Source organism: Actinoplanes campanulatus (genome assembly GCF_014647795.1).
GTDB lineage: Bacteria > Actinomycetota > Actinomycetes > Mycobacteriales > Micromonosporaceae > Actinoplanes > Actinoplanes campanulatus.
Genome location: NZ_BMPW01000017.1, coordinates 105,078 through 117,866 on the forward strand (window position 1 = coordinate 105,078; position 12,789 = coordinate 117,866).

Below are 12,789 nucleotides of genomic sequence, written 5' to 3' on the forward strand. Positions count from 1 at the left end.
CCACCCGAACGGGTGGCGGCGCGGTTCACCTAGGATGCCCGCCATGCGGGCGAACGGGGAGACGGCGATCGTTCCCATGCGGGCGATGACCGGGGGCGAGACCCTGGACGCTGCGGTGGCGCTGCTTCGGCAGCGGGCACTGCCGCTGCTCGCTGTGGCCGCACCCCTGGCGATCATCGAGCAGGCGGTGCTGTTCGTCTGGCGGGCGATGCTGGATCTGGACCCGCCGATCTACTGGCCGGACGACCCGTCCCTGCCCTGGTGGATGATGATTTCCGCCGGGTTCGCGGCGGAGGCGTTCGTGATCGCGCTGCTCGGCGCGTACGCGGGCGCCGCCGCCGGCCCGGCGCTGCTCGGCCGGTCGGTGTCGCATCGGGAGGTCTGGCGCCGCTACCGGCCGCTGGCGGCGATCCCGCTCGCGCTCGTGCTGGGCGGCGTGGCGTACGCGGCCGCGTTCGGCGGCTTCCTCGGGCTGATCCTGATCTGGGTGCTGTTCGGGCTGGCCCCGGCCGTGCTCACGTTCGAGCGGGCCCGCAACCCGATGATCGCCGTCGGCCGGTCGGCGGCACTGTCGACCCGGGCCGGCATGCGCGCCGGCGGACTGCGGCTGCTCGGCTACGGCGTGTGGCTGGCGATCCGGTTCGCGCTGGGCACCGGCTGGACGGCGGCCGCCGAGATGCTGGGCACGATCCCGGGTTCGCAGACGTGGATGGTGTGGGCGGTCCCGGCCGCGTGGGCGTTCGCCAACACTCTCGCCTACGCGGCGCTGGCCTGCCTGGACGCGGTGCTGGTGGCGGAGACGAGGATTCGTACCGAAGGGCTGGACATCGCGGTGGGCCGGGCCCGCAGCCGCGGCGAGGACGGGACGGCGGCGCTGGTGGTGGCCAAGCGATGAGAGGGTACGACGAGTTCCTGGGCCGGGTGTTCGAGGTGATCTCGCCCGGTCTGATGCTGTTGATCCTGCTCGCGGTGACCGGGTTGATCGCGGCGCTCTGGTATTGGTATCCGGCGTGGACGTCGTGGCGATTCCCCCGATTCACCTGGAAGAAGCCGAGCTGGAAGCGTTGGAGCCGCAAGAAGAAGGCGAAACACGGGAAGAAGAAGGAACCCGCTCCTCGCCGCCTGAAAGCGGAAAAAAAGCATAAAGATCCAAAAACCCCGGCTTTGGTACGGCAGTCCGTGGCTGACCAACTGGCCGCCGAGGGCCGCTACGCCGAAGCCATCCGCGAACGCCTGCGCGACACCGTCGCCGACCTCACCCGCGCCGGCGTGATCGACCCCGAACCCGGCACCACCGCCGCCGAACTGACCACCGCCGCGAGCACCGGCCGCCCGCGGCTGAGCCCCCCGCTGACCGGCGCCACCGGCCTGTTCTCCGAGATCTGGTACGGCCGCCGCCCGGCCGGCCGCGGCGAGGACGAGAAGATGCGGGAGATGACCGCCGAGGTGCGCGCCGCCCTGCAACCCGGACCGGGAGCCGACCGATGAAACGCTGGATGCGGGTCGCCATCCCGTTCGGGCTGCTGACCGCCGCGGTCACCGGCACCCTGATCGTGCACGCCGTCGAACAGCCCGACCCCGACGACCCCGAGTACCTGACGCCGGTGCACGTCCAGGAGATCAGCGGCGGCACCCTGGCCGAACGCCTGGTCGCCGAGGGCGTCACCGTCGAGCGCGCCACCACCACCGAGGACGCGGTCACCGCCGTCACCAGGGCCGGCCGGGCCACCCTGTTCCTCTCCACCCCCGACCTGGCCGACCTGCCCGAGCTGCGGAAACTGCCGCGCGGCACGAACATCGTCGCGGTCGCCCCGTCCGAGCTGACGCTGCGCCGCATCGACTGGCCGGTCACGGTCGAGGGCAGCCACTGGACCAGCACGGTCACCGATCCCGGCTGCGCCGACCAGGTCGCCACCGCCGCCGGCCCGGCCGCCGTGCTGCGCACCGAGTACCAGGCCGACGTCGGCACCACCTGCTACGCGGGCGGGCTGGTGTCGTTCAGCCACAACGGCCTGTTCGTGACGGTGACCGGCTCCCCGGACCCGTTCCGCGACGACCGGATCGCCGAGCACGGCAACGCCCAGCTCGCCGTCGGGCTGCTGTCGCGCGACACCCGGGTGGTGTGGCTGGACGTGCACGAGCCGGACATCACCCCGACGACACCGCCGCCGACCCGGCCGACCTTCGAGTACACGCCGGACCCGAACTCCACCGACGAGTACTACGACGAGGACTACTACGGCGACGGTGACGGCGGCTACGGCGAGCCGGGCCAGGGCGACGGCCAGGGCCAGGCCGAAGAAGGCGAAACCGACGGGGAAGGCGAGGGCGAGAGCAACGCCGGGGGCGGCAGCCCGCTGCGCGACGACCCGTTCCTCAACTCGCTGCCCGCCACGTTCTGGGCCACCCTGCTGCTGCTCGTGCTGATCCTGATCGCGCTGGCCGTCGCGGCCGCCCGCCGCCTCGGCGCCCCGGTCACCGAACCGCTGCCGTCGCAGGTCCCGGCGAACGAGACGATGCTCGGCCACGCCCGCCTCTACGCGGTCGCCCGCGCCCGCGACGAGTCGATGCTGGTGCTGCGCGACGCCGCCCGGCGCCGGCTCACCACCCACCTCAACCTGCCTCCGGACGCCGACACCGAACAGATCGCCCACGCCGCCGGCCTGCCGGTCCGGTACGTCCGCGACATCCTCGACCGCGATCCGCCGGAGTCCAACAGCGACCTGGTCGAGGCCGCCACCCTGCTGCAAGGCCTGGTCCGCGACGTGACCGGAACCCACACCGAAGAAGGAGACCCCTCGTGACAACCGATTCCCCGCACGCGCGCGAGGCGCTGAGCCGGCTGCGCGCCGAGGTCGGCAAAGCCGTCGTCGGCCAGGACGCGGTGGTCAACGGGGTCCTGGTGGCGCTGCTGTGCGGCGGCCACGTGCTGCTCGAAGGCGTACCCGGTGTCGCGAAGACGCTGCTGATCCGGGCCCTGTCGACCGCGCTGGACCTGGACACCAAGCGGGTCCAGTTCACCCCCGACCTGATGCCCGGCGACGTCACCGGCTCACTGATCTACGACGCGCACAGTGCCGCGTTCAACTTCCGGGCCGGGCCGGTCTTCACCAACCTGCTGCTCGCCGACGAGATCAACCGGACGCCGCCGAAAACCCAGGCCGCGCTGCTGGAGGCGATGGAGGAGCGGCAGGTCACCATCGACGGCAGCCCGCGGCCACTGCCGCAGCCGTTCCTGGTCGCCGCCACCCAGAACCCGATCGAGTACGAGGGCACCTACCCGCTGCCCGAGGCCCAGCTCGACCGGTTCCTGCTGAAACTGTCGGTGCCGCTGCCGCAGCGCGACGAGGAGCTCAACATCCTGCGCGCCCACCACCACGGCTTCGACCCGCGGGACCTGAAATCGGTCGGACTGCAGCCGGTGGCCGGGCCCGCCGACCTGATCTCCGGCCGGTACGCCGTCCAGCGCGTCGCCGTCGCCGACCCGGTGATCGCCTACATCGTCGACCTGTGCCGGGCCACCCGTACCGCCCCGGCCCTGGAACTCGGCGCCTCCCCGCGTGGCGCGACCGCCCTGCTCGCGGTGTCGAAGGCGAACGCCTGGCTCAACGGCCGCGACTACGTCGTCCCCGACGACGTGAAGGCGTTCGCCGTACCCACCCTGCGGCACCGGGTCCGGCTGCGCGCCGACGCCGAACTCGACGGCGCCACCGTCGAAGGTGTGCTCGCCACCGTCCTGGCCGCGGTCCCGGCGCCCCGCTGATGGTCACCAGGCGCTTCGCGCTGCTGCTCGCCCTCGGCCTGCCCGCGCCGATCCTGCTGCCCCAGCCGTGGCTCGCCCTCGGCGCGGTCTTCGGGTTCGCGCTGCTGCTGGCCCTGCTCGACGCGGCCGCGGCCGGGCCGCTGACCGGGATCCGCCTGGACCGCGCCGGCGAGCGGACGGTGTGGCTGGGCGGATCCGCCACGGTCACGCTGGCCGTCGCCAACGCGGGTGGCCGTACGGTCCGGCTGCGGCTGCGCGACAGCTGGGTGCCGTCGGCCGGGGCCGGTCCGCTGTACCACCGGCTCACCCTCACCCCGGGCGCGGCGAAGACGGTGGCCACCGTCCTGACCCCGACCCGGCACGGCGACCGGCCCGCGGTCCGGGTCACGCTGCGCTCGTCGGGGCCCCTCGGGCTCGCCTACCGGCAGCGCCGCCAGGCCTTCAACGACAAGTCGACGCCGCCGTGGACGCTGCGGGTGCTGCCGCGTTTCCCGTCCCGGCGGATCCTGCCGGAGAAACTGGCCCGGCTGCGTGTGGTCGACGGGTCGGCGGTCACCCGCGGCCGCGGCCACGGCACCGAGTTCGACAACCTGCGCGAGTACGTGATCGGCGACGATGTCCGGTCCATCGACTGGCGGGCCAGCGCCCGCGCCCACGACGTGGTGGTGCGCACCTGGCGGCCGGAACGCGACCGGCGGGTGTTCTGCGTGCTGGACACCGGGCGTACCAGCGCCGTCCGTATCGGCGACGCGCCCCGCCTGGACGCCTGCATCGACGCCGCCCTGCTGCTCAGCGTGCTGGCCACCCGCGCCGACGACCGGGTCGACCTGCTCGCACTGGACTCGGCCGTCCGTGCCCGCGTCGAGGGCGGCGGCCACCGCTCCAAACTCGGCCGGCTCATCAACGGCATGGCGTCGCTGCACCCGGAACTCGCCGAGACCGACTTCACCCTGCTCGGCCAGGAGATGCTGCGCCGCGACCGCAAACGCGCGCTGCTGGTGATCTTCACGGCGCTGGACACCGCGCCGATGATCGCCGGGCTGCTGCCGATCCTGCCCAAGCTCGCCACCCGCCACAAGGTGATCGTGGCGGGCGTCCGCGACCCGATCGTCACCCGGCTCGCCGAACTGCCCGCCGACGCCGGCGCCACCGACGTGCACCAGGCCGCGGCCGCGCACCGGGTGCTCGCCGAACGCGACCGGGTCCGCGACGTGCTCGCCCACTCCGGGGCGACCGTCGTCGACGCCGACGCGGGCGACTTCGCCGCCCGCGTCGCCGACGTCTACCTGCTGCTCAAGGCGTCCGGGCGGCTCTGACCCTCCAGGTGGGCCGCCCGGCCCCGGACCAGCGCGTACACCAGGAACAGCACCCACAGCCCGGCGCCGATGCCGACCCGCACCATGGGCGGCAGCGGCGACGGGGTCACGTACGCCTCCAGGATCCCGGCGACCAGCAGCACCCCGACCAGCCCCACCGCGACGATCATGCCCTCCTTCGCCCAGCGCACCAGCGACTGGCGGCGGCTCAGCAGCGGCCCCGGCGCGATCCACGACCAGCCGATCCGCAAGCCCACCGCCGCGCCGATGAACACGCTGGTCAACTCCAGGAACCCGTGCGGTGCGATGTAGACCAGGTAGATGTCGCCGGCGCCGGCCTCCACCATCGCGGCGCCCATCATGCCGATCGCGATCAGGTTGCTGGCCAGCAGGTAGAACACCGGCAGGATCAGCACCCCCGACGCCAGGCACTGGGCGGTCAGCATGGCGTTGTTGACCCACACCGCGGAGAAGAACGTCTCCGCCCGGTACTCGCTGTAGTAGGTGACGAAGTTGTCGACGAGCGCCGCCTCGTCCGGCCGCTGCCCGAAGTAGGTGGCGATCAGGTCCGGCCGCTGCGACACGTAGCTGATCAGCGCCCACCCGGACGTCATCATGATCATTGTCACGGTGATCCACCACCACCGGGTGCGGTACAGCGCCGCCGGGAACCGCGTCGTCAGGAAGCCGGCGACCGGCCGCCACGAGAGCCGCTGCCGCCGGCTGATCGCGGCCCGGCCGGCGAGCACCAGACGCGACAGGTCGGCCAGCACCACGGCGTCCGGCGTACGGCTGCGCACGATCGACAAATGGGTGGCCGCCCGCTGATACAGAAGCACCAGTTCGTCGGCTTCGGCCGGGTTCAGCCTCCGCTGGGTGACCAGCACCTCGAGCCGGCGCCACTCACCGCCGTGCTCGGCCACGTACGCATCCAGATCCACCCTCGCACCTTAAACGTCGATCGTGTTGACTGTGCGGGTGCTCACCACCGCCGAAGCCGTCGAGATCGACGTGCGGCCCGCCCGGCTCGGATCCCGCGCCATCGCCCTGACGTTCGACATCATCGTGCAGGCCATCCTGGTCGGCGTCCTGATGACGTTCTGGCTGATCGTGACCGAGTTCCTGCCGGAGGACACGCTGCTGCCGGAGACCGGCCGGTGGATCGTCATCGCGATCGTCGCGGTCGGCTACCCCACCTTCGCCGAGACGATCAGCAACGGCCGCAGCCTCGGCAAGGCCACCATGGGCCTGCGCGTCATCCGCGAGGACGGCGGCCCGATCCGCGCCCGGCACGCCTTCACCCGCGCCCTGATCGGCCTGTCCATCGAATGGCCCGGCCTGCTCATCCCCTACGTCACCTGGGCCGGCAGCATCAGCACGATGATCGCCTCCCGGCGCGGCCGCCGCCTCGGCGACCTCGCCGCCGGCACCCTGGTCGTGCACGAACGCCGCCCCGTCCCGTGGAACATCGTCCCCGGCATGCCGGCCGGCCTCAGCGTCTGGGCCTCCACCGCCGACCTGTCCGCCGTCGACGACTCCCTCGCCGAAGCGGTCCGCCAGTTCGCCGCCCGCTCCCACCAGTTCGCCGAACCGCATCGCGCGATCCTCGGCCAGAGCCTGTTCGCCGAGGTCAAGCAGAAGGTCTCCCCGGACCCGCCGCCCGGCACCGCCCCCTGGCTGTTCCTGGTCGCCGTCCTCGCCGAACGCCGCCGCCGCTCCGCCGCGCAACTCGCCGCCACCCGCACGGTCACCCAGCGCGTCCTGCCCGGCTTCGGCCAGCTGCCCACCAACAGCCGCCGCTGACCGCTTCGCAGCCTCGGCGTTCCGGCGCCGACTCCGCGGCCGGTCGCCCTCCTTTTCAACCCTTTCTTGTACGGCTACGCGCTCTGCCCCGCGCAAGAGGCAGCTCCGCCGACACCGGCGCGGCGAACGAGCCGGCCCCGGATCAGCCGATCGTCAGGCGCTCGTCCGCCCAGGACGCGGTGAACCGGCCCGCCGCGGTCCACGCCGACGCGCCGACCCGCCAGCCGTCCTCGTGCGGCCGGGCGAAGTTCGTGACGACCTCGCCCGCGCGGTAGCTCGCCAGCGTCAGCCACGCATCGCCCGGCAGGCCGCCGGCACCCTCGCCGGCCCAGGCCGGGGCCCGCCACCGCTCGGCCATCTCCCGGTAGGCCTGTTCCTGCCGCCCCCGGGGCAGATCGGCGGCGGCCCGCACCCGGGAACCGGCACCGGACATCGCCGCGCACAGCCCGGCCAGCGGAACCCGGCCGACACCCTCGGCATGACGCACCTGGCGAATCTGGAGCATCACGTCGTGGAAACGCCGGGCCGCCGCCCACGCCGCCTCGCCCACCGGCAGCAGCACCAGCGGCGCCCGCCGGCTCCGCGGATCACGCCGGGGAATCAGCGCATCCGCGGTCCGCCCCGCCCGCGACCGGTGCCACATCCGGTCGTCCAGGGCGACCGTCGCCGCGGCGGCGCGCACCAGGCCGGCCTTGCCCACCCGCAGTTCAGCGTCGCCCGCGATCCCCAGCCCGCCACTGTCCGTGCTGGTCAGCCGCGCCGCGCGTACCCCGTCGACGTGCACCGTGAGCTCGGCGACGCCGTCGGCGTACCGTCGCGGGGTCAGAAGGGTGAGGTGACCGCCCACCTCGCGCCCCCGCCGCTCCAGAGCGAAGCCGCGCACGACCGCCGCGTCCAGGTCGTAGTCGGCCTCGAGCCCGGCGGCGGCCAGCGGCAGCCGCGACGGCACCACCCGGTCGGCATAGTCACGGAAGTACAGCGGATCCGGGCCGATCCCGGCGAGCAGGCGCCGCATCGGCTCGCCGCCGTGGGAGATCATCCACGCCCGCCGGGACTCGCCCCGGTCGGCCATCCACCGCAACGCCTTGCGGGCGGACCGTTCCCGCAGCCAGCGAGGCCGGGTCCGGGCCACCCCGAACACGTTCGACGTGTTGTTGTCCCAGATGTCGGCAAGCTGGACGATCTGCTGCCGGTCGAAGTGCCGCCCGTCGGCGGCGATCCGCGCGATGTCCGCGACCGCCGCGTCCATCAGCCCGGTCAACATCCCCCACGCGCTGTCGCCCCTCATCCCGCAGATGATATTCACCGATGCAACCCTGTCCACACGGCTGTTTGAATGGCCGCCATGTCCCTGGGATACCGATATGTAGGGCCGCCGGACATCGCGGCCCGTGCCCGGCACGAGCCCGCGGGCCGGGCGATCCGGTCGGGCGCCGACTTCCTTTCCTGGTACGCCGGCGCCGACCACCGGGATCCGCTGTTTACCTATGTGGTCACCGTCGACGGCGTGCTGCGGGTGGCGCCGCGCCGCAGTGAGCACGTGGCCTGCGCGGCCGGCGCCGACGTCCTCGCCGCCGGGGAGATCGGGTTCGCGGCGGACGGGCGGGTCGTCGAGGTCACCAACCAGTCCACCGGCTACTGCCCGGACCCGTCCTGCTGGCCCGCGGTCGCGGCCGCCCTCGACGCCGCCGGGCTGACCCATCCGGGCGGGTTCACCAGCGAATTCGTCTTCCGGCACTGTCCCAGCTGCGGGCACCTCAACCTGATCAAGGACGACGACTACACGTGCGCGATCTGCGGCGCCGCGCTCGCGTGATAGGTTGCCGATCGCCGATGCGACCCGAGGAGGTGAGACCGATCAACGCAGTGACAGATCGGGGCTCCCGGCCCGGGACGGCTTAGGGAGCGCCCGTCCAGGCATCCCGAAAGGCATGGATCCCGCATGCGACGTTTCACCGTCGATGACGTTCCCACCGTGCTCTGGGCCCCGCAGACCCCCACCGGCTCGCTGATCTTCATCGGTCACGGCGGCGGCGAACACAAGACCGCCCCCGCGATCGTCCGTTACGCCGAGCGGTTCACCGCCGCCGGTTTCGCCGTCGCCTCGGCCGACGTCCCCAACCACGGCGACCGCCCGTACGACCCCGAACTGGACCGGACCGCCGGAGAGATGCTCGCCGGCGACGACCCGGCCTCGGCGATCGCCGCCTTCCAGCACCTGGTGTCCCGGCAGACCGTCGGCGAATGGCGGGCCGTGCTCGACCACCTCGGCGCCGAGCGGGTGGGCTTCTGGGGTGTGTCGCTGGGCTGCGGGCTGGGCGTGCCGTTCGTGGCCGCTGAGCCTCGGGTCCGTGCCGCGGTCCTCGGGCTGGCCGGCGGCTCCGCCAACGCCGCGGTGGCCGCAGAGATCACCGTCCCGGTCCGGTTCGTGATCGCCGAGGACGACGAGCGGATCCCCCGTGAACGGTCGCTGGCCCTGTACGACGCCCTCGGCTCGGCCGAGAAGACCCTGCATTCCCATCCTGGCGGCCATTCCGATCCGCTGCCGGACCATGAACTCGACGCGCAGGTCGCCTTCTTCACCCGCCACCTGTTGACCCACCCGCAAGGGTGAATTCCAGGCATGTGCCGTCAGTGCAGGTCTCGATACGCTCCTGCCATGCCCGACGACGAGCCCCAACGGCGTCCCAGCCAGATCATCGCCGAAATGCTCGGTCTTCCCGAGCCCAGGCCGTTCACCGAGGAGGAGGAACGGGCCTACCAGGAGGCCATGGACCGTGTCGACGCACAGGTGAGAGCCATCATCGCCCGCCGTCAGCGCCGCGCGGCGTGACCGGGTTGCGGACCCCACGCATCCTCGATGCGTCCGCTCTGGTCGAGCTCTTCTCAGGCCATTCGACCCTGATGCGACTGATCGACGACGCGAACGCCGGAAGCCCGGTCGTCGTCGTGCCGACCCTGGCGATTGCCGAAGCTCAAGCCGCGATCGATGCGCCATCCCAGCACTGGGAGAGGGCGCTGAGTGTGCCGGCCCTGCGGATTCTCGACCTGTCCGCGCCTGTCGCCATTGAAGTAGGCCGCATTGCGGGGCCCCGCCTTCGGAACCACCCGGTGCAGGCTCCACTCATCGGCCCATTGATGACCGCACAGGTGCTCTACGAGGCGAAGATGCTGAGCGCGGCGATCGTCACGACGGTGCCGGAGGCTTACGGCGGCCATGATGTCGCAGTCCACCCACTCAGCTGAACAGACGCAAAACGGCCCGGGACGCCACCCTCACCGAGGGCCTCCCGGGCCGTTCCGCGTGCTTACGGCTGCTTGCTGCCCGTACCGGTCTCGTCCTCGGTCTTGGTCTCGACCTCGGCCACGCTCGGCGCCGTCGGTGCGGTCTCGGCGTCAGCCTCGGCCGTGGTTTCCGCAGGAACCGGGGCCGGGGCCACGGGCTGCTCGCTCGCGGCTTCCGCGGTGGTCGGCGCGGGCTCGTGTTTGTCCTCGGCGGCGCCGTGCGACTTGCGGTGGAACGTGAGGCTCATGAACAGCACGATCAGCGCGCCCACGATCAGGCCGACGATCGCGCTCGCGAGGGTGTTGACCAGCCAGCCGACCACACCGCCGAGGGCGCCGGTCGCCTCGTGGGCGTCCTTCTCGATGTGGTGGACGAAGTCGTAGAGCGGGTGGAAGCCCAACTCGTTGACGCCGGCCAGCAGGATGTGGCCGCCGACCCACAGCATCGCCACGGTGCCGACGACGGTCAGTGCGGTCAGCACCTTCGGCATTGCCTTGACCAGGCCGCGGCCGAACGTGGCGGTCGCCTTGCCGGACCGCTCGGCCAGCTTCAGGCCGACGTCGTCCATCTTCACGATCAGGCCGACCACGCCGTACACGAGCACGGTCATGATCACCGCGACGACCGACAGGATGATCAGCCGGTTCCAGAACGTCTCGTGGGCCACCTCGTTCAGCGAGATCACCATGATCTCCGCCGACAGGATCAGATCGGTACGGATGGCGCCGGAGATCAGCGTCTTCTCGTCCGGCTGCGCCTCCTCCTCGGCGTGCTCACCGTGGTGGGCGATCCGCTCCCAGACCTTCTCGGCGCCCTCGTAACACAGGTAGGCGCCACCGATCATCAGCAGCGGCGTCAGCAGCACCGGCAGGAACTGGCTGAGCACCAGGATCACCGGCAGGATGATCAGGAACTTGTTGCGCAGCGAGCCCAGGGCGATGCGCTTGACGATCGGGATCTCACGTTCCGCGGCCAGCCCGCGCACGTATTGCGGGGTGACAGCCGTGTCGTCGATGACCACACCGGCGGCTTTCGTGCCGGCCTTCGCGGCAGCGAGCCCCACGTCGTCGATCGACGCGGCGGCCGCACGAGCCAGGACCGCCACATCATCCAACAGGGCCGCGAGTCCAGCGCTCAAGGAAAGTCCTCCCCAATCGGCAACCGTATGTGCAGTCTCATTCTCGTTCAGAGCCGCAGACGACGGACGACCGCCCTCCGCGCCACCCGGCCGATGCCCCGAAATGCACTCGATCACACCTTTACCGGATAGGGTGCCGAATGTGACCGACGGCCCGCTGATCTTTCTCGATGTCGACGGCCCGCTGATCCCGTTCCGGCCGCGACCCGGCGCCGCCGACACCCCGCAGCAGGAGTGGCTGCACCGCCTCGACCCGGACGACGGGCGCCGCCTGCTCGCCCTCGGCGCCACCCTGGTCTGGGCCACCACCTGGATGGACACCGCGAACGAGCTGGTCGCCCCACGGATCGGCCTACCGCCGCTGCCGGTCGTCCCGTTCCCCGACGACGACCACCTGCCCGGCAACGGCCTGCACTGGAAGACCATCCCGCTCATCCGGTGGGCCGACGGCCGCCCGTTCGTATGGCTCGACGACGAACTCACCGACACCGACCGCGGCTGGGTCGCCGACCACCACCCCGGCCCGGCCCTGCTGCACCGGGTCGACCCGTTCACCGGCCTCACCGACGACGACCTCACCCGGGTCGAGCAGTGGCTGCGCACCGCCCGGCCACGGCGGACGCCACCGATGCCGCCGCCATCCGTGCGCCTCACCCCCGAGCAACTGGCCCGCCGCACGGTCGGCCCCCGGACCGGCGACGTGCCGGTCAAACCCATCACCATCAGCGCGTACGACCCGGGCTGGCCGACCCGCTTCGCCCGCGAACAGGCCCGCATCCGCGACGCGCTCGGCACCCGGGTTCTGGCCCTCGACCACGTCGGCTCCACCGCCGTACCCGGACTGCCCGCCAAGAACCGCATCGACATCGACCTGATCGTCGCCGACCCCACCGACGAGGACACCTACGTCCCCGACCTGACCGCCGCCGGCTACGAGCTGCGCACCCGCGAACCACACTGGTACGAGCACCGCTGCCTGTGGACCCCCGGCCACGACGTCAACCTGCACGTCTTCGGCCCCGACTGCGACGAACACCTGCGCCACCTGATCTTCCGTGACTGGCTGCGCACCCACCCCGCCGACCGCGACCTGTACGCCGCCCACAAGTTCGAGGCGGCCGCCCGGCACCCGAACTCGGCCTCCGCCTACGTCCACGCCAAGGGCGCCGTGGTCCGCGAGATCCTCCAGCGCGCCGGCCTGCGCTGACAGCCGCCACACCCCGGCACACTGCCCGTCGTCGTGATAGACGTCGCCGGTGAACACCCCCGGCGCGAGCCCGAACAGCGGACCCTCCACGGCCGTCCCCGCGGGCACCGGCGGCAGATCGATCCAGGCCACCGGCCGCAGGTCACGGTCACAGAGCAACGGCCCCCGCCGGTAGTCGCACAGCACCACCCGCTCGTCGTCGAGGTAGAACCCGTACAGCTCGATCCCGTCGCCGAGGGCATCCAGCCGGGCCAGCGGCGTCCGGTCCGGTCAGCT

The 12,789-nt window shown here is 72.1% G+C and carries 14 protein-coding genes and 1 pseudogene; 12 read left to right on the plus strand and 3 right to left on the minus strand.

Going from position 1 to position 12,789, the window contains the following annotated elements; all coding sequences use genetic code 11:
• The first annotated feature begins 43 nt into the window (after positions 1-43).
• From IEZ13_RS29685 to IEZ13_RS29705, 5 genes are read left to right on the plus strand one after another with little or no spacing between them, the layout of a single operon-like run.
• Positions 44-895, plus strand: coding sequence for a hypothetical protein (locus IEZ13_RS29685; protein ID WP_183224613.1), 852 nt, complete (start codon positions 44-46; stop codon positions 893-895).
• Positions 892-1,488 carry a DUF4129 domain-containing protein gene (locus tag IEZ13_RS29690; protein ID WP_183224614.1) on the plus strand — a complete coding sequence of 199 codons (597 nt, stop codon included), beginning with the start codon at positions 892-894 and terminating at the stop codon, positions 1,486-1,488. The genes IEZ13_RS29685 and IEZ13_RS29690 overlap by 4 nt, the downstream gene beginning before the upstream one ends.
• On the plus strand, positions 1,485-2,804 hold the full coding sequence (locus tag IEZ13_RS29695; RefSeq protein ID WP_183224615.1) for a DUF4350 domain-containing protein: 1,320 nt from the start codon (positions 1,485-1,487) through the stop codon (positions 2,802-2,804). Before IEZ13_RS29690 ends, IEZ13_RS29695 begins: the two co-directional genes overlap by 4 nt.
• Positions 2,801-3,763 carry an AAA family ATPase gene (locus tag IEZ13_RS29700; RefSeq protein ID WP_183224616.1) on the plus strand — a complete coding sequence of 321 codons (963 nt, stop codon included), beginning with the start codon at positions 2,801-2,803 and terminating at the stop codon, positions 3,761-3,763. The genes IEZ13_RS29695 and IEZ13_RS29700 overlap by 4 nt, the downstream gene beginning before the upstream one ends.
• Complete coding sequence (locus tag IEZ13_RS29705) at positions 3,763-5,079, plus strand: DUF58 domain-containing protein (RefSeq protein WP_183224617.1); 1,317 nt, start codon at positions 3,763-3,765, stop codon at positions 5,077-5,079. Before IEZ13_RS29700 ends, IEZ13_RS29705 begins: the two co-directional genes overlap by 1 nt.
• Here the strand turns inward: IEZ13_RS29705 and IEZ13_RS29710 are convergent.
• Positions 5,046-6,020, minus strand: a complete 975-nt coding sequence (locus tag IEZ13_RS29710; RefSeq protein WP_183224618.1) for a stage II sporulation protein M — start codon at positions 6,018-6,020, stop codon at positions 5,046-5,048. The genes IEZ13_RS29705 and IEZ13_RS29710 overlap by 34 nt on opposite strands.
• A gap of 22 nt (positions 6,021-6,042) precedes the next feature.
• Here IEZ13_RS29710 and IEZ13_RS29715 point away from each other — a divergent pair, with 22 nt between their 5' ends.
• Positions 6,043-6,882 carry an RDD family protein gene (locus tag IEZ13_RS29715; protein WP_229795190.1) on the plus strand — a complete coding sequence of 280 codons (840 nt, stop codon included), beginning with the start codon at positions 6,043-6,045 and terminating at the stop codon, positions 6,880-6,882.
• 142 nt (positions 6,883-7,024) lie between these two features.
• Here the strand turns inward: IEZ13_RS29715 and IEZ13_RS29720 are convergent, their stop codons facing one another.
• The gene (locus tag IEZ13_RS29720; RefSeq protein WP_183224619.1) at positions 7,025-8,170 is read right to left on the minus strand and encodes a hypothetical protein; all 1,146 of its coding nucleotides are present in this window, start codon (positions 8,168-8,170) and stop codon (positions 7,025-7,027) included.
• Between the two features lie 57 nt (positions 8,171-8,227).
• Here IEZ13_RS29720 and IEZ13_RS29725 point away from each other — a divergent pair, with 57 nt between their 5' ends.
• From IEZ13_RS29725 to IEZ13_RS29740, 4 genes are all read left to right on the plus strand, one after another.
• Positions 8,228-8,698, plus strand: a complete 471-nt coding sequence (locus IEZ13_RS29725; RefSeq protein WP_229795192.1) for a zinc ribbon domain-containing protein — start codon at positions 8,228-8,230, stop codon at positions 8,696-8,698.
• Positions 8,699-8,824: 126 nt separating this feature from the next.
• Positions 8,825-9,496 (plus strand): dienelactone hydrolase family protein, encoded by a 672-nt coding sequence (locus IEZ13_RS29730; RefSeq protein ID WP_183224621.1) that lies wholly within the window; start codon positions 8,825-8,827, stop codon positions 9,494-9,496.
• A gap of 45 nt (positions 9,497-9,541) precedes the next feature.
• Complete coding sequence (locus IEZ13_RS29735) at positions 9,542-9,715, plus strand: hypothetical protein (RefSeq protein WP_183224622.1); 174 nt, start codon at positions 9,542-9,544, stop codon at positions 9,713-9,715.
• Positions 9,712-10,128 (plus strand): hypothetical protein, encoded by a 417-nt coding sequence (locus IEZ13_RS29740; RefSeq protein ID WP_183224623.1) that lies wholly within the window; start codon positions 9,712-9,714, stop codon positions 10,126-10,128. The genes IEZ13_RS29735 and IEZ13_RS29740 overlap by 4 nt, the downstream gene beginning before the upstream one ends.
• Before the next feature lie 62 nt (positions 10,129-10,190).
• Here the strand turns inward: IEZ13_RS29740 and IEZ13_RS29745 are convergent, their stop codons facing one another.
• The gene (locus IEZ13_RS29745) at positions 10,191-11,306 is read right to left on the minus strand and encodes a DUF808 domain-containing protein (RefSeq protein ID WP_183224624.1); all 1,116 of its coding nucleotides are present in this window, start codon (positions 11,304-11,306) and stop codon (positions 10,191-10,193) included.
• A gap of 103 nt (positions 11,307-11,409) precedes the next feature.
• On the opposite strand from IEZ13_RS29745, the pseudogene IEZ13_RS47760 reads away from it, so the two are divergent.
• Both IEZ13_RS47760 and IEZ13_RS47765 read left to right on the plus strand, forming a co-directional pair.
• Positions 11,410-11,904: pseudogene (locus IEZ13_RS47760) on the plus strand (HAD domain-containing protein); the annotation flags it as partial.
• 30 nt (positions 11,905-11,934) lie between these two features.
• The gene (locus IEZ13_RS47765; protein WP_183224752.1) at positions 11,935-12,513 is read left to right on the plus strand and encodes a GrpB family protein; all 579 of its coding nucleotides are present in this window, start codon (positions 11,935-11,937) and stop codon (positions 12,511-12,513) included.
• Positions 12,514-12,789: the final 276 nt, after the last annotated feature.

What these genes read in the sequence shown, in the direction of transcription:
- IEZ13_RS29685 (WP_183224613.1), top strand. Translation starts at nt 44, where the DNA reads ATGCGGGCGAACGGGGAGACGGCGATCGTTCCCATGCGGGCGATGACC.
- IEZ13_RS29690 (WP_183224614.1), top strand. Translation starts at nt 892, where the DNA reads ATGAGAGGGTACGACGAGTTCCTGGGCCGGGTGTTCGAGGTGATCTCG.
- IEZ13_RS29695 (WP_183224615.1), top strand. Translation starts at nt 1,485, where the DNA reads ATGAAACGCTGGATGCGGGTCGCCATCCCGTTCGGGCTGCTGACCGCC.
- IEZ13_RS29705 (WP_183224617.1), top strand. Translation starts at nt 3,763, where the DNA reads ATGGTCACCAGGCGCTTCGCGCTGCTGCTCGCCCTCGGCCTGCCCGCG.
- IEZ13_RS29720 (WP_183224619.1), bottom strand. Translation starts at nt 8,170, where the DNA reads ATGAGGGGCGACAGCGCGTGGGGGATGTTGACCGGGCTGATGGACGCG.
- IEZ13_RS29725 (WP_229795192.1), top strand. Translation starts at nt 8,228, where the DNA reads ATGTCCCTGGGATACCGATATGTAGGGCCGCCGGACATCGCGGCCCGT.
- IEZ13_RS29730 (WP_183224621.1), top strand. Translation starts at nt 8,825, where the DNA reads ATGCGACGTTTCACCGTCGATGACGTTCCCACCGTGCTCTGGGCCCCG.
- IEZ13_RS29735 (WP_183224622.1), top strand. Translation starts at nt 9,542, where the DNA reads ATGCCCGACGACGAGCCCCAACGGCGTCCCAGCCAGATCATCGCCGAA.
- IEZ13_RS47765 (WP_183224752.1), top strand. Translation starts at nt 11,935, where the DNA reads ATGCCGCCGCCATCCGTGCGCCTCACCCCCGAGCAACTGGCCCGCCGC.